The organism is Ezakiella massiliensis, from assembly GCF_059862345.1.
Genome location: NZ_JCBCEO010000004.1, coordinates 84,045 through 102,954 on the forward strand (window position 1 = coordinate 84,045; position 18,910 = coordinate 102,954).

Here is an 18,910-nt window from a genome sequence, read left to right on the forward strand (position 1 = left end):
TTATGAGTTTTAATGGTTATTTGGAAATGGACATCAACATTAATGGAATTGATGTTACAGAGATTACTCCCATGAGCTACAAACCTCTTGGGGCAATTATTTATTACCACGGCTACACTTCCTCAAGGGCACGGTCCATGTTTAGGTGCCAGATTTTGGCAAGCATGGGCTACGATGTTTTTGTGGTCGAACAGTTGGGCCACGGGTCCAGGAAGAGCGAGTTTAATATTAATGCTGTGTCAGATGCGGAGGCTTTGCCAAAGGTTTTGATAAATACAATTACCGAGAGCCCCAGCATTGTAAATTATGTGGCTGAAAAGAAGGGATACAATCCAAACGATATTATTTTCGCCGGCCACTCTATGGGGGCCATGGCGGCTGCAGGTGCCTTTGTGAAAAATCCTGTGGGCAAACTCATTTGCTACAACGGCGTCCTCGATTATCTGGCTTTTGCGGATTGGATTGCAAGAGAAGAAAATATTAGCGAAGACGTCTACAAACCAATAAAAAATGAGCTTCGCTATTACAGTCCGGCGGAAAATTTATCTCGCCTGGAAAATCGTCCTATCATCTTGGTAGACGGTGCACTCGACGAAATCGTGCCGCCCAAGTTTAATATTGAAACGGCCTCAGCATTAAAGCCTTTTTATAAAAAGAAAAGTCTCTTTAAACACATTGTCCTAGACGATGCCAAGCACCAAATGACGGTCAAGGCCATGGAATTTACAGAGATGTTTTTAGAGTCAGATGGAGTTAAAGATTATGGAAAATAAGGTAAAAATTTACTGCCCAAATCCAAAAATGCTGGAGCTTTTTGGGTCTAGGTACGAGATTAAATCCAAGCTCATGGCCATTATCATCGGCAACTTGATTTTTGCCTTTGGGGTCAACGCTTTTTATACGCCCCATATGTTTTTGAGCGGGGGCATCGGCGGTATTTCAATTATGATTCAGTACCTGACCGATATTTCCGCAGGTATTACTGTTTTCATTTTGAACCTGCCACTCTTTTTGTTCGGTTTGAGGACTCTTAGCAAAAAGTTTTTGGTCTACACTTTTATAAGCACCATCGTCCAATCATTTACCATGATTATCTTTAGAGGCGTGTCCCAATATATATCCTTTACCGATCCGCTTTTGTCTGCGATCGTGGGGGGCGTGGTAAACGGGACTGCCATGGGGATTTTATTTAAAAACGGCTGCTGCCAAGGCGGTTTTGACATAGTGGCTGCCGTTATGAAAAAGAAATACAATATGCAAATCGGCTCTGCCCTATTATTGTTGAACGCCGTCGTAATTGGCACAGGCGCTTATCTATTTGGCATTCAGCCAGCAGCCTACACCATTATTGCCATGTACGTTTCCTACACAATGCTCGACAAAATTCAAACGGGCAAGGGAGATCTCAAGGCCGTCAATGTTATAACGGCTAAGCCAGAGAAAATAGCCAACGCCATCAACCAACAAATGAGTCGGGGCGTTACATTTTTGAAGGCCGAGGGCGGTTGGTCCAAGCAGGACACCAAGGTCATCTACCTGGTTATCTCTAATCGTGAGATCACAATCCTCAAGGACATTGTAAATAAAATTGACGAAGGTGCCTTTATCGGCATCAGCGAACTCACAGAAGTCCGCGGCCGTGGTTTTAGGATGGACAGCCTAGATGCTTAAATAAAAAATTAACTTGCACAAGCGTGCAAGTTTTTTATTGGAATTATTGTGGGTTTTTGATTTTTATTTTAGACAAATTTTATTTGCAAAATTTCTGTAGTGTCCGATTGCAGCCACGCCCAAGAGGTCAATAAAAAACGAGGCGGAAATTGTAGAGGTTACCTTTATGGTAACCACCGCCTCGTGTAAAAATTGACCAATTGGCATACGCTCCCTCACGCAAGCTCTTGTTCACGAAAACAAAATTTTAGGTAGCGTCCGATTTATTTCGGACAAAAAATTTTGTTTGATTGGGTCAACAATCTGAGGAGAATTTCGGGCAAAAAAATTTGCTAAAAAGAATTTAAGCAAGCAAAAAGCACCCGATTTCCAGGTGCTTATGTGTACATATTTATTCCAAGGCGCCGCCGCAGGAGCTGCCGGATCCGGCTGTGCATCCGTAGCAGTGGTTGGCTGTGGCAATTTTTCTCTTGCCCAGGCCCATTTCAAGTGCTTGGTCAACAGTCTTTGGCTCATCAACCATGCCAAGTTTAATGGCCAGGTTGAAGTCACAGTCATAAAGAGTTCCGTCGTCGTTCACGCTTATCATATCCCTGCACATGACGTCGTCAATTGTTGCCGGGTTAAAGGCTGCCAAGAGTTTGTCCATGTAGCGTTCAAGATTGCCAGAGCGTTCTAGCCAATTGTAAAATCTGCCGGATGGATTGTTGGTGATGGTAAAGAGTTGGTTGAATTTAATGCCATACTCATCCAGCTTGGCCCTGTAAATATCTTCAAGTTCCACTTGGTCACCAGGCAAAATTGCCCCGTTTGGATTGTAGACCAAGTCCAAAATCAAATCGTCTTCAACTCCGTAGCCCATCTTGGTTAATTTTTGTAGGACTTCGATTGATTCATCGTAAACGCCGATTCCGCGTTGGCGGTCGGTCTTGTCCTTTTCATAGAAAGGAAGTGATGCGACGATTTCAACCTTGTGGTCTTTCATAAATTCTAAGTAACCTTCGTATTCTGGTTCAAGGTGGATGGTCAGGTTGGTCCTGGTCATAATTTTCTTAGCGTATGGAGCCAGGTTTTCGATTAAATATTTATATTGCTTTGACATTTCTGGAGCCCCGCCAGTGATGTCTAGGATTTGAAATCCTTCTTTTTTAAATAATTCAATGACCTTGTCCGCAGTTTCCCTGGTCATGTCTTCTGTACGTGAAGGACTTGACTCAACGTGGCAGTGCTTACAGGTCAGGTTGCAAGTCTTGGTAATATTTACTTGCATGGTTGCAAGCTTGTCCTTGGACCAGAGGATGCCGTCTTCTAAATGGCTTTCAAAATCTGGAATGTTTAATTTCTTTTCCATTAGAATTCCAACTCGTCAATTAATTTTTTCATTTGTGTGCCATGAGCTAGGACTGCACCGCCTGTGATAGCAGTTGCAACATGGACAGCTTCCATAAGTTCTTTGTTGTCGCAGCCTGATTGGAGGCTGGCTTCTGTGTAAGCTTCAATGCAGTATGGGCAGTGGACAGCGTGGGCCACAGCAAGGGCAATCAGATTTTTTTCACGTGTTGTAAGAGCGCCTTCTGCAAAAACGTCCCCATAGTAGGCCATAAATTTATTCCAAAGTTCTTTGTCTAATTCTCCCAGTTCTCCCTTGCCGAAAGCTTGTAGGTCTTTTCTTTCATAGTATTCACTCATAGTATACCTCCATAATTTTTGTTTTTATTATTAAATCCCTTGCGAATTTTATCCGCAAATTTCTTCTACCAGTTCAATGGCTGTAAAAATTGCATTAGGACAAACCCTTGCAATAGTCCCATCTTCAAAGGCCTTTGATAAATTGTCTCCTTCGTTGACATTTGTGGCTAGTAAGTCCTTGCACATATTTGAACCCATTTTTTCTTTAAAGCCGGTCACAAATTTGTGGGCAGCTTTGATGAGTTCGACCTTGCCCTCATCGTCCATGGCTCCTTTCATAAGGCCGATTACCATGAGTCCGCCGCTTAATCCCCCGCAGGTTTCTCCTGTGTAGTGGCCAAGCTCAAATGGTTGGGCAATTTTTTTGGCTGTCTCCATGTCCAAATCAATTGCTTTTTTATTTGCAAAGTGCATAAGTACAACTTGCGAGCAATTGTAGCCCTCGCCCATCCAGGCAAGGATTTGCTCTCTTTCATTATCTTTCATATGTTTCTCCTTATTGTTTTTTTATTACATCTTGTGATTTCTAAATTTTATTTTTAAAACATTTTTCCCGTAAGATTGGCTGGGCCTTTCGTCAACTCCAAGAATCTCCGACAAAAATACCTTTACATTTTTAATCCCGCTGGCTTCAAAAACTCCGGCGCAAGTTGAGCAGTAGTTATAAATATTGTCTGCGTCAATGTCCTTGATGGCTTCGTGCCAGTCGGTCTTGATTTGACCTTCGGTCTTGGATGCGCCGCCGCCCATGCCGCAGCAATTTATTTTTTTGTAAGTCCTTGTCTTGACATTTGGAGCAAATTTTTTAATGTGTTCAAAGATAGGTGAATCAAAACGCTCAGAGCAAGGAAAAAATACATGAGCCTCTTCCTCTATGGTTCTGCCCTCTCCGATTTCCAATAAATATTCGTATGGGTCGATAATCTCTATATCATCATAGCGGTCTTTCAAGAAATGATAGCAGTTGGGGCAGCAGCAGATGAGTCGCTTGACGCCCTTGTCCCTAAAGACCTTGTCTATATATTTCATCTTTGGGTCGCCACCCATTTCTGCTACTGGCTTCTTGCAGCAGTCCACAGAAAAATCCACTCCATGCTCAGCACAGATTTCAATCATGCGTTCAGAAGTCTTGGGCAAAAATCCTGGATAGTTGCAGCCCAAAAACAAAAGAGTTTCCGATGGCTTTTTACTATTGTTTCTCAGCTTATAATTATTTTTCATAAATTCCACAGAGCCCAGGCCCTTTGGATTATTTTGCCTGAGTTCGAGGGCGATTTGCCTACCCGATAAATCTTTGGGGCAAACTTCCTTGCACCTGTCGCACATAAAACATGAATAGCGGAGGTCTTCGCGGTCGCAAAAGTCCAGCAGATTCATAGAATATTTCTCTAAAAATTTACAGTTTTTTGTGCAAGCCCCACACTTGATACAGTCTTGTCTAGTTCTTTCGATTTCACTTACCGTCATAGCTTTCGTACTCCTTATGTATATCAAATATATCCCTGCCGTGCCTGTACTTCCATTGCAATCTTTGCATCTTGAGATAAGTCCTAAAGGCTCCCTTTTCAAAGCGTCTGGCCGATGTAATTATAGGCAGGTCAATGAGTTCAATCTTCTTGCCCATTTTATTAATATCAACAGACAATTGATAGTCTTCCATCAGCGGAATTTCCTTGTAACCGCCCATGGATTTAAAGAGGTCCCTCCTGATAAAAATTCCCTGGTCACCAAAGGCAAGTTTTTGTAGTCTCAGCCTAAAGGCAGTTGTGAAAAATGAATTTAATCTGAGGGCAAAAGTATCCTTGTCAAATTTTAGCCTAAAGCATCCAATCTCGTAGCCAGAATTTTCGATAGCGAGAACTGACTTGGGATGCAAAATCGAATCCACGTGGACAAACCACAGGTATTCGGTCTTGGCATACTTGGCCGCAGCATTCATCTGAAAGGCCCGGTACTTGGCCTCTTGAATTTTTGGATAAGTAATGAGCTCATAGGTTTTATCCGTGCTAAAGCCATCGGAGAAGATGACATCAAAGTCACCCTCCAATTTCCTTAGCTGGTTTTCAATTTTTGCAATATTCCCATCCTCATTATAAGTCGGAAGAATTATCGTCACTTTTTTTGACAACTAAATCACCAAAATACTTTCTTGTAAAAAATATTGGCACAATAACTATTAGAGCAAGGAGGACTGCAGCAATTATAAATGAAGCAGAACCCGGTTCCAACATCTTATCGCCAAAGTTTAAAAATATTAACGTGCCCGGGATTATCCCAATAACCGATGAGAGCATGTGAACCCAGAACTTGACATTTGTAATTCCCGCCAGATAATTTGAAAGACTAAAGGATACAATGGGCATGATCCTCATTACAGTTAGAACTACAAAGAGGGATTTTTGATCTTCGGTTAAAAGTTTTTCCCTGAGTTTGCCGCTGACTCTGTTTAAAATAATTTTTTCTACAAAGTCCTTGGCTACATACCTGGATAAAAAATAAACCACAATTACATTTAACATGGCTCCAAGCATGGTGAGGAGGCTGCCCTTACCAATCCCGTACATTACTCCGCCTGCAAAGGCGATGACGGGGACTGGAAACATAAATATGGGCAGGACCACCCAGCAAAGCACGTAAATTACCTCGCCCCAAACCCCGTAGCTTTGAACAAAGTCGCGGATGTGCTCAAACTTTGCATACCTGGCCAAGTAAATTGACCCGGCTACGATGGTTAGGGCGATTAATATTTTAATTATTTCCTGAATCTTTTGTTTTTTCGTCTTTGTATTTTTCATTGTACATCTTCTTAGCCATTGCTACAATAGCTGAACCGCCAAATAAGATTAAGAGACCGATAAACATCTTTTGTGCACCGCCAGTTAGTTGGCCACCTGCGTATGAGTAAATAACTGTAGCTGGTAATTGGCCAATACCTGTTGCCCAGAAAAATTCCCAGAAGCCCATAGATGTAAGTCCTGCAACGTATGATACTGGGTCAAATGGAACAAATGGTAAAAGTCTGGCAATGATAATGGTGTTAGTCCCATATCTTTCAAAGAATTGTTCAATCTTTGCTATACCTGATTTTGCATTTAATTTCTCAACAACGTCACGGCCTAAAATGCGAGCAATGTAGAAGCAAATACCTGCTGCAACCATAGATGAGGTCCATGAAAGTATGGCGCCTCTCCACCAGCCCCAGATAACTGCGTTTGATAGGGTTATAACAAAGGCTGGGACAGGTGCGATAATTGCTTGCAGGATCATCAATAAAAATGAAACTGCAACTGCATATCCGCCGAAACCTCTAATGTATTCAACCACTTTATGAATGTCAGTTGTAAATACTGTTGAAACTGCTGTATTAATCTTTGTATTTACAGATGGTACAAAGAAATAAACCAAGAGGCAGATACCAATAACGGCTAAGAGAATTATCCGTCTGGTATTGGCCTTTTTTTGTTCTTGTGGAGTTAATTCATGTTTACTCATAATTCACCTCTAATAAAATCTTTCCTTTAACATTTTTAAGAAATCTAAGCTTAAAAATTTATTTATCTTCTTCTCTGTATCTTCATTTTTTATAGCCCGGTCGCTGGAGTACTCCCGCTTAGCCATGGAGCACCAGGTGACCCCCCTTAGGGTGTTAAAGGTCATAAACTGTTTTAATAATTTTCTATTTACGGATCTATATTTTTCGTATTCAAGTAAAAAGTTTTCGATTTCTGCGTCCGACAAAATTTTATCGGTCTTCCAATTGGTCGTAGTCGGTACCAAAAAGTGGGCCAAGTCCTGTTCGCAGTCGCCAATAATGGGCTTCTCCCAATCTATAATATAAGAATTATTATTGATAATAAAATTGCGATTATTTAACTCTGTGTTAATTATAGACGGTCTTTTCATTTGAGCATCCAGGTCATAAGATCCTGCGATTGCCATTAGTTCATCGATAATTTTTTCGGCTTCCCTGTCCCTGCCCTCCCAAGATTTGTAGTGGGAGTACATGGACAAAAATTCCTCGTACATCATCTTGAAGGGCCTATCTGCCCTGATTAGTTTTGAATGGCTGGCATCCATATTGTGGACGGTTGACAAAAGTCTAGCTGCAGTCGCCATGTCCTTGTCATAATCCAGTGGCCGACCTTGTAAATACTCCATGGTCAAAAAACCGTAAGGAATATATTCGCCAGATTTTTTACATTCGTAGGCCCTGGGCGTTACTCCCGAGGGCTCCAGCTCTTTTAAAGCCTGGTACTCATAGGCGATTTGGTCTTCCCCCAGTCCCATTTGGCTGGCAAAGTTAATGCGAAAAACTCTATCGCCGACCTTGTAGTTGACATTGTATTCGCCCCTGCCAATCAGGTCAATATCAAAAATTCCCGTCTCTGCTCTGACAAGGTCGTCAAACTCATCTATGTCCAAGATTTCTTTTAAGACTTTTACTCGGTAGCCTTTTTCTTCGGCCAAATCAATCGTATCTTTTAAAACATGGGGCGTCGAATATTCTATGCCAGTAAAAATATCGCATTCCCTATTCATTCCTACCAGTCCGTAGCCGCCGTCAGCTACAGGAGCAATGACTATATCATAATCATCAAGCGCCTCATAGGCAGACTTAATCAAGGAATCATCTATACCCACTAGGTCCGACCCAATTAAAATCACCTTGTCATTTAACTTGAGCTCATGGTAAATGGCCTCTTTCATCCGCCTACCCAAGCTGCCTTTGACCTGGGGATTATGGTGGATCTGTGTCAAATCAGCTCCCAAAAAATCCAATTTTTCATAAACTCCGGCATAATAAATCGTACAGGGAAAGTGGTTTATTGATACAAAAGTATCTTTTATTAGCTTTCGGCAAATTACCAAAACTTTTTCGTCATCTATAAATTCCCTTAAACGTGACTTGCAAAAGCCAAGCTCCGGTGCCTTTGTGAAAAATATAATCATATGCTCTTCCTTTAAAAAACAAGGGAGATTCGCCTACAGTTAATCTTGAATTGTAGAAAATCTCCCTTTCATATTTTTATTTAAATTATTTTACTAATTCGTATTCGTATTCCTTAGTTCCGTCGATAGCGTTTGAAACGTCATATCCTTCTTCAGCAAGCTTGTGAGCTCCGCCAAATGATCTGTTTCCTGAGTAGCAGTAGGTTAGAACTGGCTTATCCTTTGGAATTTGATCTAGGATATTTAAAACGTCATCAGCTGTTGTGTTGATAGCGCCTGCAATGTGGCCTTCGTTGAAGTCTTTTTCTTCTCTGAAGTCAAGAATTGTAACATCACCTTTGATTAGTTCAGCAAATTCTGGTCCAAGAACTGATTTAGCCTTAGTCATTGTTGTGTATGCGAAATCCTTAACGCCTTCAGCATTTAAAACCTTTGTAAAGCCATTGTCTTGAAGAATTTTTTGAGCTTCGCCACTCTTTTTGCCTGTGTTGCAAACTGTGATAACATTCTTATCTTTGAAAGATTCAATTTCTGAAAGTCTGCTTTCAAGTGTATCAAGTGGAATATTGATAGCGTGTTTTACGTGTCCTTCGTTATATTGTTCAGGACCTCTAACGTCGATTACAAGGTAGTTTTCTTTTTCCTTGTTGTCTTCTTCAATCTTGTCTAGGTCTGCACCTGAGATTGTACCATCAGCGCTTGCTGTTGAATCAGTCTTTGCTGGTGCATCATTTGATTTACATCCAGCAAAAGCTAATAATAAAGCAAGGATGCAAACTAAAAAAATATTTTGTTTTTTCATAATTTCCTCCTAAATTAAATTATCATGTGGAAAATATCCACACTGCTTATTGTAGCATTTATTGAGGAAAAAATCCAATAAAGTTCATCTATAAGAAAAGCCGACCTATAGATAAAATTTATAATGCAAAGTGCTAAATTTTTCCCAAAGTGAAAGGCCTTTCATATATATTTGCAAATTGCAGTTTTATAAAAATAATCCCCTGCCCTTGAATCTTTAAAAACCCGGAATAGCTCAAATAAAAATTGCAAGTGCAAAGAGAAAATAAATTGAAATTAAGAATTTTTTTTGAAAATAAAAGGCCTTTGATATTCTTAAGAAAATTGCATTTTTGAAAAACAATTCTCTGCCCTTTGAAGATTGAAGGCCTGAAGATTTTAAATTAAAATTGAAAATTCAATATAAAAAAATCCAATAAAAAAAGAGCTTTCGCTCTTAAATATGTAAGGTGCGGACTTAGAATCGAACATTTGCAACCGTGCCCACCATGGCACTTGGCTCCTCACGGATGGCTATATGTCACACGAAAGAAACGCGTATCGCTGCTTCGTTCCCGACCTGACGAGGTTCGGCGCACTTATCGTTGCATATAGGTCCAATGTATCAACACCAAGATGCCACAATAGCATCCGACCACAAAAAGCCCTCAAAAAAGTCAGACTCTGCTACAGCGGATTGCAGATTACAAGGAACCGCTAGCCCCCCGTCTTGCACCATGGCGGAGAGAGAGGGATTCGAACCCTCGATACGTTTTGCGTATACTCGCTTTCCAGGCGGGCGCCTTCAACCGCTCGGCCATCTCTCCATGAGCTTTTATTATAAATGATTTTTAATAATTTGTCAAATAGAATTTATATTTGTAAAAGGTCTTTTGCAGTGTTATAATGAAATTATCATTTATAGAAAGGAAGTGTCAAGATGACAATTATGGCTTAAGAGCCTTCAAATGAGGGCACAGATCAAAAACACATGCGGAATTTGTGTCCAACAAATCCGCCTTATAAAAATAATAAGGAGGAAATATGTTACAAGTAAATAATTTATCTATAAGAAACCTTAGGGATTTAAAAGTCTTGGTCAAAGACTTGTCCTTTGTAGTAAACTCTGGCGACAAGATTGCCATTATCGGTGAAGAAGGAGCCGGCAAGTCTTCAATTTTAAAATGCATTTTAAAGGACCCAGCCATCCAAGACTATTTAGAAGTGGAAGGATCAATTAAAAATTCCTTTGCCACTGGATATCTGCCACAAAATCTGGACGCCTATTATGATTTATCCGTAAGAGATTATCTGGGCGAAATCAACCACTCGATTATATATGGAATATTGGATGACCTTGACCTCGATTATGATTTTATAAGTCGCGATACTCAGATTCAAAAGCTATCTGGCGGAGAGAAAATCAAACTGGCTTTGGTGAAAATTTTAATGTCTGAACCTGATTTGTTACTCTTAGACGAGCCTTCCAATGACTTGGATCTGGCAACCGTCTATTGGCTGGAAGATTTTATAAGGCATTCGGACCTGGCGATTTTATTTATCTCCCACGACACGGAACTTTTAAAGGCTACAGCTGAAGGCATTATACATCTGGGAAAAATTTCAACCTTCGTGCCAATACCATATGAAGAATTTATCGACAGGAGAAATCGCAAGTACGCATCAGACCTTATGATCGCCAACAAACAGAGAGCCGATTACAAAAAGCGGATGGAAAGGCTCCAGCAAATCTACCAAAGAGTTGACCACGAGCAAAAGGTTATCAGCCGGGCCGACCCAGCTGGCGGCAGGTTACTGGCCAAGAAAATGCACGCAGTCAAGTCTACGCGGAGGCGTTTTGAAAGGGAGGCAGAAAATTTTTTAGAAATTCCAGAAGCTGAGGATAGGATTTTAATTAAGTTTTCCAATTACCAGCCCCTTCCAGCAGCCAAGCCCATAATAAATCTGGCCAACTACGAATTAAAAATCAATGAAAATGTTTTGGCAAAAAATATCAATTTAGATTTTTACGGGCAAGACAAGATTGGCATAGTTGGTAAAAACGGGGTTGGCAAGACTACCCTCTTTAGAAAGCTGACCGAAGAATTAAAAAATCGGACTGATATAAAGCTTGGCGTCATGCCCCAAGACTACAGGGAAGTTTTGGATTACGACCAGACTGCCTACGACTTTTTGTCAGTAGACGGTACCAAGGACGAGCGAACGAAGATTATGACCTACCTATCCAGCGTTAAATTTTCCAAGGAAGAAATCAATCGCAAGATGGGCGAACTAAGTCCGGGGCAGAGGGCGAAAATTATTTTGACCAAACTGGATTTTGACGGCGCCAATGTCTTGCTCTTAGACGAGCCCACGCGAAATTTTTCGCCACTGTCAATCGACGAACTCAACTCCGTCTTCGCAGACTTCAAAGGAGCAATATTTGCAATCTCCCACGACAGGTCCTTCCTGACCCAAGCCTGCGACAAAATCTATGAGCTAAATCCCAACGGCCTTAAAGAAATATAATATAAAAATAGCGAGAGTTAATCAAAAACTCTCGCTTTTTGTGTGCCTAGGAAATGTTAAAATATTTTTCCTCTGTCTTTAATTCATCCGAATGATAAGGGATGGATTTTTTAAAGGAATTTTTATCCAGCAAATACAAATACTCCTTGTAATTTTGGTGGATTGGATATATAAGAGCCTCCAATTTGCCCTTGTCCAGCAGGTTTTTAGCATAAGTCTTGTCCTCTATAAAACCAGTGGCTATTATTTTGCCGCCCATAGCTAAAATTTGGTCTGCGGTCTTAGCAGCCGCATTCGACTTTAGCTGGGGATCAGAAATAAAAACTATGCCCTTATTCTCTCCCTTATATAAATATATTTCCTTTTTTATCTTAGCCTTTTTATAGAAAAAACCGCCCTTCTTAAAATCTTCTACAGCCATCACCATATTCTCATCGCCATAGTAGTTTATATCTTCGATTTCTTCGCTCAAGATTTTAAAAAGCTCTATGCCCCTCCCGTATTTGGGAACTGGAAAGGCAATTATCTTGTGCACATCTAAGAGGTCTTTGGTTTTTTCAATGATTTCTTTGCAGGCTTCCATAAAATTTTTGTCGACTCTGCCGTAAGCCACGTCTATAACTGCCAAGTCAGCAGCCATACCGCGTAATAAGTCGCACTCATAGATTGGAGAGTGCTCGCTGTAGTCTCCTGAGAAAACTAGAGTCTTGTCCTCGGTCGAAAATTTATACCAAACAGACCCGGCTGTGTGGCCAGCTCTCCCCCAATTTATTTTTAGGCCCTTGTAAGTCCCGACTTGGTTCGGGCAAATTTCTTCCAAAGGAATTTTATTTTTTAATGGAAAATTTATTTGCTCTAAGGTTTTTGTGGTCGCAATAATTTCCCCATCAAAGCCATTTTCATAAAGCCAGGGAATAGCACCCGTGTGATCATTGTGTGAGTGGGTTAAAAAAACTGCCTCTAAATTATTTATTTGCTCTGGTATTAAATGTGGATACGTATTCTTCTTATCATCGGCCATCAAGCCACAGTCCACTAAAAATGAAAGCCCATCGCAACTTACATAAAAGCAATTCCGGCCGTGCTCGCCAACTCCGCCTCCAATATAAACTTTCATTTATTATTTCCCCTTCTTTTCGGTCAGGCTCTTAAAAAGTATAAGAGCTCCGACGGTTATTATTACGCACAATACTGCCATGCTCATGCCCAGAGGCACACTCCCCTGCTCGAACTCTCTGTTGATATAAGTCGAAACGACAAGCGTGTTTGGCGGCGCAATCAAACTGGCAGTAACTAGCTCACGAAAAGCTATAATAAAAGTCATCATCCAAGCCGAGAATATTCCCTTTGAAATCATTGGCAGGGTGATTTTTTTAAAGACATAAGCCGGGCTGGCCCCAAAAGTTCTGCCCGCTTCCAAGAGGCTTTCGTTTATCTGCGAATAAGACGAGGTGACATAGGAAACTGTAAAGGGCAAATACAAAATTACATAGGCTAGTATCATGATGCCTATGGTGTTGTAAAGGGGAATGACCTTGTAAATCGAATTCCAAAAAAGCATTATGCCAAGAACTATAACAATACTTGGGAGCATTTCCGGTAAAAGGCTAATGGCCTCCAAGGCTTTTTTTAAAAATCCCTTAGCCTTTCTAACTCCAATGACCGTAAGCGTTCCTATAACAGAACAAATGCTTGCTGACGAAATGGCCAAGATAAGGGAGTTTTTGATGGCCCTCAGAGCCTTTGGTGTGGTCAAGAGCTCCTTGTAATGGTCAAAGGTAAAATTCCCTGCCGCTAGTCCGTAGCCTCTTAATTTTATCAGCGAGCTGGTAATTATAGAAAAGTATGGCAGGCCAATTGAAATTAGTATGACCAAGATTATCCAGGCCCAGGCAATGACTTTGCCAAAGGGTTTTAATTCTGTCCTCACAGACCTTGACCCCTTGCCACTCACCAGCTTGTAGCTTTTATTTTCAGTTATATAATTTTGCACCAGCCACATGGCCATACAAATAAAAATCAGGACTGCCGAAAGACTTGCAGAGCTTGCAAAATCCACGGGCGCTGTGGTCGAATACTTGTGGATGTCGGTTGTAAATACATAATATCCAATCCTCCTGCCCAGAGTGTAGGGCGTTCCGTATTCGGACAGGGTTTTTACAAAAACCAAAAGTGCACCTATGGCATAGTTGCCCGTTAAAAGTGGGGCGGAAATTTTATTTAATCTCTTGACTTTTCCCGCACCAAAAACTGCCGCACTCTCCTCCAGGCTGGCAGGAATATTTATAATTGCATTTTTTAAAATGGTGAGCAGAAATGGAAACACATTTAAGCTCATTACAAGAACTAGACCCATAAAACTAAAGAAGCCTTCTGACAAGGCTCCTGTGTTTGGGAATAGCTGTTGAAACAAACCATTTTTTTGCATGAAAAGAATCCATCCCATAGACGCGATATATGGCGGCGTCATAAATGGAATCATAAATACAATATCCAAAAACTTAAATCTAGCAAAGCCAGTCCTCACCAAAATATAGGCGGTGGGCACCGCTATAATAGTTGAGCAAAGGACAACCGCCAGGCCCAATACAAGTGAATTTGTAATGGTCTTTAGGTTTTCAGAGGTCCTGATCGTCTGCCAAGCCTGATAAAAATCCAGCTTGCCGTCTCTTACAACCGCCTTTTGAAAGATAGAAAAAAGCGGGCAGAGGATCAAAAATATCAAAAGGATCAGCAAAGCTATGAGCATCCAATTGTTTTTTAAAGTATTTTGCCTCATAAGCTATTATTAAAATTATTTACAAAGCTCTTTTAATTCAGCTGCTGTGTCACTTGCAACCTTCATCATTTCATCCCAATCTGCATTAATTGTTGGGATGTCTTTTAAATTGCTGCGTGTATCATATTCAATGTCCTTGATACCAGGTAAGAGATATGCGTCTGCAACCATTTTTTGTGCTTCTTCGCTGAATAAGAAATCTACAAAGGCCTTTGCGTTGTCCTTGTTTGGAGCAGTTTTTAAAATCATAGCAGGGCGTGGGTTGATAACTGTACCTGACTTTGGATAATAAACTCCAAGAGGTTCGCCCTTATCTATTGATTTATAAGCATTATAGTCAACGCCTGCAATTAAAATTGCCTTTTCACCAGTTGTAACCGCTTCCAAAGCTGCCTTGTTGGCACCAGGAATTACAAGACCATTATCTGCCCAAGCTTTCATAATGTCTTTGCCATCGCCAAGACCAGTTACAAAACCAGCCAAAAAGTCTTTGCAAGCGCCTGATTTTTCTGGATCAGGAATAGCAATCATATCCTTGTACTTCGGATCGGCCAATTCGCTCCAGTCTGCGTTTAGCTCTGGCAACAGAGTTTTGTTGTAGATAACAGCAACAGCTGATGCGCTTGAACCAAATAGTGTGTTGTCAGCATCGATAAAGCCTTCATTGATTTTATCAGCTACCTTTGGTTTGTAAGATTCCAACTTGCCATCAGCTTTTAAAGTCAAACCATCTGACCAAGATGCAAGTACAACTACATCGGCAACGGGATTTGCTTGTTCTGCTTCTAAGCGAGCAAGGATTTCACCAGTTGTACCTTGGAATTGCTCAACTTCAACTCCAGTTTTTTCCTTAAAAGCTTCTGCTAATTTGTCAGCAAGACCTGCTGGACTTGGCATGTAAACGGTAACTTTGCCTGAAAGCTTGCCATCCTCCTTGGATGATTCTCCCTTGCAAGCTACCATTGAAAATGCAAGTGCGACTACTAATAATAATGTAATAAAACGTTTTTTCATATTCTTCCTCCTAATTTGCTAATGAAATAATCTTTGACGGATCAATATAAATAGTCAAAGTTTGACCCGGCAGGTATTTTTTGTTGGTCTTATAAGTCCAAGCTCTGCCATTGTGGTTTAAAGTGAGCTCATAATTGTCTCCCAGGTATTGGACATTTTCAACTGGAAGCTCATAGCTTAAAGCACCTTCGCTTAAATCCATATCAGCGTCCTTTGGCCTAAAGAGTTTGTTATCGTCAATCCAATTGGACTTGCCCACAAATTTTGCCACAAATTCTGACTTAGGTTGGTGGTATATATCCTCTGGGCTAGCATACTGGTCAACATGTCCTCCATTTAAAACCGCAATTTTATCGCTCATACTCATAGCCTCGGTTTGATCGTGAGTAACAAAAACTGATGTGATACCAAGCGATGACGTGAGCTCTTTTAATTCATTTCTCATCTCTTCCCTTAAAAGAGCATCCAAAGCTGAAAGCGGTTCATCAAATAGAATGCAAGCAGGTTTGATTGCAATCGCTCTTGCAAATGCAACACGCTGCTGCTGACCACCAGAAAGTTGATGGGGATACCTATCTTCAAAACCCTCCAGCTTAACCGTCTTTAAAGCAGCAAAAACCCTGTCTTCAATATCCTTTGTGTCCTTGTGGGCTTTTAAACCAAATGCCACATTTTCAAACACAGTCATATGGGGCCAAAGGGCAAAATCTTGAAAGACAAAGGCAAGGTTGCGTTTTTCAGGCGGTAAATTCACCTTATCTTTTTTGGAAAATACACAAGTCTTGTCAATCCAAATCTCTCCATCATCTGGAGTTTCCAAGCCGGCTATCATTCTAAGAAGAGTCGTCTTACCACAACCCGAAGGTCCCAAAAGAGTAGTAAAACTCCCCTTGTCAATCTTCAAAGTCGTTGGATAAATCACCTGTTTATTGCCAAAACTCTTGGTAATATCAATTAAATTAATTTCCATAAAACTCCCCTTTCATATAGGAGCAATTATAGTCCAGCTATGTTAAATAAATGTTAAGTCCTTGTTATTTTTCCGAAAAATACTTGCCGCTAAAAATTCTTCCATCATAAAAACCACCTATTCAAGGTGGTTGTGTCATGCATTTAGTTATTCTTAAGATCTTCAATGTTCTTGTTCATCCTGTTTAAGAGTTTGATAATGACAAAATTTTGCTCGATTAAATCTTGGGCAAAGGAAAACTTTTTCATTTTAAAAATTTGTATAAGCTCCTCCACATCCTCATCATCAAGCCCTGCCAACTCATAGCGATTGATGAACTTCTCTAAGTCTCCTTGCTGTTCTACTTGGGTTTTCTTATCTGCAAATACTGCCATAATCTACCTCCTCTATTGATTTACTTTGATTATAGCTTGCAAATATATAAGCCAGGTTAAGGGTGGGTTAAGTCTGTGCAATTTTTTCTACAAAAAATTCACCTACTCTTTGTAGGTGAAAAATGTACCTACATATTATAAGAAATAAGATTTATTTTAGCCTCATAAATCCACAGCATTCCACTTCCGAATACTCAGTAAAACCTACTGATTTGTAGAATGCAAGGGTCTTTTCTGTATTATCAGTTGCCAGCTCAATTTGTCTAACATTGGGATATAAGTCAAGCATGGCTTTAATGAGTGCACTGCCAACTCCTTGTCCTTGTCGTTCGGGGAAGATCAAAATATCCTGGATAAAAACAATAGTATATCCATCCCCAACTGCACGAATTATTCCTAATAATTCATCAGCCTCGTATGCCGCCAAGATTTTCAAAGACCTCTTATAACCCTCTTCTAAGGCACCCATATCATCTGTATATGCAGTCCATCCGACTGCCTTGTAAAGTTTCTCTATCTCATCAAATTTGAATTCTGTATATTCTTTTATCTGCATTTATTAACCCTCTTCAATAAATTTCTAGTTAAACCAAAACGGTCAGTAAATATGCCAAAATTAGGCTCACGAAAAAGAAGATTATAATTTTTGCAATCTGACTTTTCCCATTAAAACCAAAATTATCATAACCCTTAGCACCAACCGTCTCTGGGTAAACTTTAGTCGGCAATTTTAACTTGGTAAGCATGAGATAATCAAAAAAGATAATATCAAAAAGCTTATATCCTTCAAATAGTATTAAAAATCTAACAAAGGCTTGCTGAAAATTTAAACTAAATTTTACTGTATCAACAATTGCCCAGCCTAGAACGGCTGCAATGGCTAGCAATCCAAGTATCATGATAAGTCCGCCGATTATATTGACCCAAATCGGTTTATCTGGCAACTTACTCATCATAACTTTGATATCATCAGGTGCGCCGAAATGCTTCGAGCCAAATTTCGGTATAATAAGTATAAAATTCATCATCATAATTGATGCTGTTAAGCAGATGATTGTTAACATACCAAGTGTTTTCATCAATTTAGTTTACCTCCTCTCTTGAAGTATAAACCATTTCGTAAATGGGAGCAATTTTTCTTAGTTGTGTCAACTAAATTCGTATAAATTTTCTTGCTAGTATTAGTGCTATACTTTTTTACAATTTATATAGTTGTTTAAAATCTATAATCACAGATGTCTTCTTGTCAATGTAATTATACACATACAGGTCATGTATTAAGAAGTTTTGTAAATTCTCAAATAAATTACTCACAAAACTTTGGATTCCAATCTAAAAGATATTTACAAAATCATTGACAAGATATAAAAACACCCTATATAAAGATTACAATTCTAAAATTGTAAGTAAGCTATCACAAATTATACATTATTTCAATAAAATTTTAGAAACCTTTATTAAGATTTTCTTTGATCCCTTGTAAATCAAGTGTAAAGAACTATAAGAATTTAAATCTCTTTCCAAATTCATCTTCAAAACTAATAATATCATTAGGAGTGCAAGATAGAGCCTTACATATTCTTTCTAAATTTTTAAATGTAATTGGTTTATCTTTGCCCATTTGTGCCATAACATTTGTTGTTAGTCCTGCCATGGCTATTACATCTGTTTTCTTTAGTCCTTTTTTTGCTAACTGTATCCATAATGGTTTATAGTTAAGTGCCATAATATCCCTCTTTTTCTCTTCATTAGATTTACTTAATTATAGCATAAATATTGATTTCATTCAATCTTACATTGATTTAGTGATTTGTTTTAGAGTGTTTGTTGTGTTATTCCGTCTTTATTTTGCCATAAATTGCTTAATTCCTAATAAAAATTTTTATGCTTTTGATTTGGTGTTCATGCCTACTATCATGCCGAGGAGCATGCCTATTGACATTCCGATTGGCAGATAGTCATCTCCAATGGCTGCTCCCACTGCTGTCCCTAAGCACATGCCAATGGCCATGCCCTCTGCCATATGGTTTTCTCCTTTTTGTTTTTCTTCATTATCCTTACTTGCCGATTTTTTCCTAAACTTATATATAATGTAAACAACAAGCACAGATACTATTACTACAGGTAAGATTGCTTTTAATATTTCCATTTATA

General features: G+C 39.7%; 21 protein-coding genes, 1 tRNA gene and 1 other RNA gene. 3 read left to right on the forward strand and 20 right to left on the reverse strand.

Annotated elements, in window-relative coordinates; all coding sequences use genetic code 11:
* Positions 1-2: 2 nt before the first annotated feature.
* Together AC6FXG_RS06350 and AC6FXG_RS06355 are read left to right on the forward strand one after the other, a co-directional pair.
* Complete coding sequence (locus AC6FXG_RS06350; RefSeq protein ID WP_075574654.1) at positions 3-773, forward strand: alpha/beta hydrolase family protein; 771 nt, start codon at positions 3-5, stop codon at positions 771-773.
* The gene (locus tag AC6FXG_RS06355; RefSeq protein WP_500572010.1) at positions 763-1,671 is read left to right on the forward strand and encodes a YitT family protein; all 909 of its coding nucleotides are present in this window, start codon (positions 763-765) and stop codon (positions 1,669-1,671) included. The genes AC6FXG_RS06350 and AC6FXG_RS06355 overlap by 11 nt, the downstream gene beginning before the upstream one ends.
* A 391-nt stretch (positions 1,672-2,062) precedes the next feature.
* Here AC6FXG_RS06355 and arsS read toward each other — a convergent pair whose 3' ends face one another.
* The 11 genes from arsS to AC6FXG_RS06410 all read right to left on the reverse strand — a co-directional run bounded on the left by arsS (position 2,063) and on the right by AC6FXG_RS06410 (position 9,917).
* A complete protein-coding gene (arsS, locus tag AC6FXG_RS06360) occupies positions 2,063-3,022 on the reverse strand; it encodes an arsenosugar biosynthesis radical SAM (seleno)protein ArsS (protein WP_500572011.1) in 960 nt (319 codons plus the stop codon).
* Positions 3,022-3,360, reverse strand: coding sequence for an arsenosugar biosynthesis-associated peroxidase-like protein (locus tag AC6FXG_RS06365; RefSeq protein WP_075574652.1), 339 nt, complete (start codon positions 3,358-3,360; stop codon positions 3,022-3,024). The genes arsS and AC6FXG_RS06365 overlap by 1 nt, the downstream gene beginning before the upstream one ends.
* Before the next feature lie 48 nt (positions 3,361-3,408).
* A complete protein-coding gene (locus tag AC6FXG_RS06370) occupies positions 3,409-3,846 on the reverse strand; it encodes a C-GCAxxG-C-C family protein (protein WP_500572012.1) in 438 nt (145 codons plus the stop codon).
* 24 nt (positions 3,847-3,870) lie between these two features.
* On the reverse strand, positions 3,871-4,827 hold the full coding sequence (locus tag AC6FXG_RS06375; RefSeq protein ID WP_500572013.1) for a heterodisulfide reductase-related iron-sulfur binding cluster: 957 nt from the start codon (positions 4,825-4,827) through the stop codon (positions 3,871-3,873).
* Positions 4,814-5,476, reverse strand: a complete 663-nt coding sequence (locus tag AC6FXG_RS06380) for a TIGR04283 family arsenosugar biosynthesis glycosyltransferase (protein ID WP_500572014.1) — start codon at positions 5,474-5,476, stop codon at positions 4,814-4,816. The genes AC6FXG_RS06375 and AC6FXG_RS06380 overlap by 14 nt, the downstream gene beginning before the upstream one ends.
* Positions 5,451-6,155, reverse strand: coding sequence for a TVP38/TMEM64 family protein (locus AC6FXG_RS06385; RefSeq protein ID WP_500572015.1), 705 nt, complete (start codon positions 6,153-6,155; stop codon positions 5,451-5,453). Before AC6FXG_RS06385 ends, AC6FXG_RS06380 begins: the two co-directional genes overlap by 26 nt.
* Entirely contained in the window at positions 6,109-6,852 is a 744-nt protein-coding gene (locus AC6FXG_RS06390; RefSeq protein ID WP_500572016.1) for a TVP38/TMEM64 family protein, read from the reverse strand. Before AC6FXG_RS06390 ends, AC6FXG_RS06385 begins: the two co-directional genes overlap by 47 nt.
* Before the next feature lie 9 nt (positions 6,853-6,861).
* Positions 6,862-8,310: a TIGR04282 family arsenosugar biosynthesis glycosyltransferase gene (locus AC6FXG_RS06395; RefSeq protein ID WP_500572017.1), complete on the reverse strand. Its 1,449-nt coding sequence runs from the start codon at positions 8,308-8,310 to the stop codon at positions 6,862-6,864.
* A gap of 85 nt (positions 8,311-8,395) precedes the next feature.
* Entirely contained in the window at positions 8,396-9,112 is a 717-nt protein-coding gene (locus tag AC6FXG_RS06400; RefSeq protein WP_500572018.1) for a rhodanese-like domain-containing protein, read from the reverse strand.
* 446 nt (positions 9,113-9,558) lie between these two features.
* Positions 9,559-9,828: signal recognition particle sRNA large type (gene ffs, locus AC6FXG_RS06405), an RNA gene on the reverse strand.
* Positions 9,829-9,917 (reverse strand) — tRNA-Ser (locus tag AC6FXG_RS06410).
* 217 nt (positions 9,918-10,134) lie between these two features.
* Here AC6FXG_RS06410 and AC6FXG_RS06415 point away from each other — a divergent pair.
* Positions 10,135-11,619 carry an ATP-binding cassette domain-containing protein gene (locus AC6FXG_RS06415; RefSeq protein ID WP_500572019.1) on the forward strand — a complete coding sequence of 495 codons (1,485 nt, stop codon included), beginning with the start codon at positions 10,135-10,137 and terminating at the stop codon, positions 11,617-11,619.
* Between the two features lie 46 nt (positions 11,620-11,665).
* Here the strand turns inward: AC6FXG_RS06415 and AC6FXG_RS06420 are convergent, their stop codons facing one another.
* The 9 genes from AC6FXG_RS06420 to AC6FXG_RS06460 form a co-directional block, all read right to left on the reverse strand.
* On the reverse strand, positions 11,666-12,736 hold the full coding sequence (locus AC6FXG_RS06420; protein ID WP_500572020.1) for an MBL fold metallo-hydrolase: 1,071 nt from the start codon (positions 12,734-12,736) through the stop codon (positions 11,666-11,668).
* A gap of 3 nt (positions 12,737-12,739) precedes the next feature.
* A complete protein-coding gene (locus AC6FXG_RS06425; protein WP_500572021.1) occupies positions 12,740-14,398 on the reverse strand; it encodes an ABC transporter permease in 1,659 nt (552 codons plus the stop codon).
* Positions 14,399-14,413: 15 nt separating this feature from the next.
* A complete protein-coding gene (locus tag AC6FXG_RS06430) occupies positions 14,414-15,412 on the reverse strand; it encodes an ABC transporter substrate-binding protein (protein ID WP_500572022.1) in 999 nt (332 codons plus the stop codon).
* Positions 15,413-15,422: 10 nt separating this feature from the next.
* Positions 15,423-16,382, reverse strand: coding sequence for an ABC transporter ATP-binding protein (locus AC6FXG_RS06435; protein ID WP_500572023.1), 960 nt, complete (start codon positions 16,380-16,382; stop codon positions 15,423-15,425).
* 143 nt (positions 16,383-16,525) lie between these two features.
* Complete coding sequence (locus tag AC6FXG_RS06440) at positions 16,526-16,756, reverse strand: hypothetical protein (protein ID WP_500572024.1); 231 nt, start codon at positions 16,754-16,756, stop codon at positions 16,526-16,528.
* 151 nt (positions 16,757-16,907) lie between these two features.
* The gene (locus AC6FXG_RS06445) at positions 16,908-17,312 is read right to left on the reverse strand and encodes a GNAT family N-acetyltransferase (RefSeq protein WP_500572025.1); all 405 of its coding nucleotides are present in this window, start codon (positions 17,310-17,312) and stop codon (positions 16,908-16,910) included.
* Between the two features lie 28 nt (positions 17,313-17,340).
* A complete protein-coding gene (locus AC6FXG_RS06450) occupies positions 17,341-17,835 on the reverse strand; it encodes a hypothetical protein (RefSeq protein ID WP_500572026.1) in 495 nt (164 codons plus the stop codon).
* Between the two features lie 419 nt (positions 17,836-18,254).
* On the reverse strand, positions 18,255-18,482 hold the full coding sequence (locus AC6FXG_RS06455; RefSeq protein WP_500572027.1) for a helix-turn-helix domain-containing protein: 228 nt from the start codon (positions 18,480-18,482) through the stop codon (positions 18,255-18,257).
* Between the two features lie 156 nt (positions 18,483-18,638).
* The gene (locus AC6FXG_RS06460; protein WP_500572028.1) at positions 18,639-18,905 is read right to left on the reverse strand and encodes a glycine zipper domain-containing protein; all 267 of its coding nucleotides are present in this window, start codon (positions 18,903-18,905) and stop codon (positions 18,639-18,641) included.
* Positions 18,906-18,910 lie beyond the last annotated feature (5 nt).

Bases quoted from the DNA above. Each gene is read 5' to 3' on its own strand.
- AC6FXG_RS06430 (WP_500572022.1), bottom strand. From the start codon at position 15,412: ATGAAAAAACGTTTTATTACATTATTATTAGTAGTCGCACTTGCATTT.
- AC6FXG_RS06455 (WP_500572027.1), bottom strand. From the start codon at position 18,482: ATGGCACTTAACTATAAACCATTATGGATACAGTTAGCAAAAAAAGGA.
- AC6FXG_RS06450 (WP_500572026.1), bottom strand. From the start codon at position 17,835: ATGAAAACACTTGGTATGTTAACAATCATCTGCTTAACAGCATCAATT.
- AC6FXG_RS06400 (WP_500572018.1), bottom strand. From the start codon at position 9,112: ATGAAAAAACAAAATATTTTTTTAGTTTGCATCCTTGCTTTATTATTA.
- AC6FXG_RS06415 (WP_500572019.1), top strand. From the start codon at position 10,135: ATGTTACAAGTAAATAATTTATCTATAAGAAACCTTAGGGATTTAAAA.
- arsS (WP_500572011.1), bottom strand. From the start codon at position 3,022: ATGGAAAAGAAATTAAACATTCCAGATTTTGAAAGCCATTTAGAAGAC.
- AC6FXG_RS06445 (WP_500572025.1), bottom strand. From the start codon at position 17,312: ATGCAGATAAAAGAATATACAGAATTCAAATTTGATGAGATAGAGAAA.
- AC6FXG_RS06460 (WP_500572028.1), bottom strand. From the start codon at position 18,905: ATGGAAATATTAAAAGCAATCTTACCTGTAGTAATAGTATCTGTGCTT.
- AC6FXG_RS06370 (WP_500572012.1), bottom strand. From the start codon at position 3,846: ATGAAAGATAATGAAAGAGAGCAAATCCTTGCCTGGATGGGCGAGGGC.
- AC6FXG_RS06440 (WP_500572024.1), bottom strand. From the start codon at position 16,756: ATGGCAGTATTTGCAGATAAGAAAACCCAAGTAGAACAGCAAGGAGAC.
- AC6FXG_RS06390 (WP_500572016.1), bottom strand. From the start codon at position 6,852: ATGAGTAAACATGAATTAACTCCACAAGAACAAAAAAAGGCCAATACC.
- AC6FXG_RS06365 (WP_075574652.1), bottom strand. From the start codon at position 3,360: ATGAGTGAATACTATGAAAGAAAAGACCTACAAGCTTTCGGCAAGGGA.
- AC6FXG_RS06435 (WP_500572023.1), bottom strand. From the start codon at position 16,382: ATGGAAATTAATTTAATTGATATTACCAAGAGTTTTGGCAATAAACAG.
- AC6FXG_RS06425 (WP_500572021.1), bottom strand. From the start codon at position 14,398: ATGAGGCAAAATACTTTAAAAAACAATTGGATGCTCATAGCTTTGCTG.
- AC6FXG_RS06420 (WP_500572020.1), bottom strand. From the start codon at position 12,736: ATGAAAGTTTATATTGGAGGCGGAGTTGGCGAGCACGGCCGGAATTGC.
- AC6FXG_RS06375 (WP_500572013.1), bottom strand. From the start codon at position 4,827: ATGACGGTAAGTGAAATCGAAAGAACTAGACAAGACTGTATCAAGTGT.
- AC6FXG_RS06395 (WP_500572017.1), bottom strand. From the start codon at position 8,310: ATGATTATATTTTTCACAAAGGCACCGGAGCTTGGCTTTTGCAAGTCA.
- AC6FXG_RS06355 (WP_500572010.1), top strand. From the start codon at position 763: ATGGAAAATAAGGTAAAAATTTACTGCCCAAATCCAAAAATGCTGGAG.
- AC6FXG_RS06350 (WP_075574654.1), top strand. From the start codon at position 3: ATGAGTTTTAATGGTTATTTGGAAATGGACATCAACATTAATGGAATT.
- AC6FXG_RS06385 (WP_500572015.1), bottom strand. From the start codon at position 6,155: ATGAAAAATACAAAGACGAAAAAACAAAAGATTCAGGAAATAATTAAA.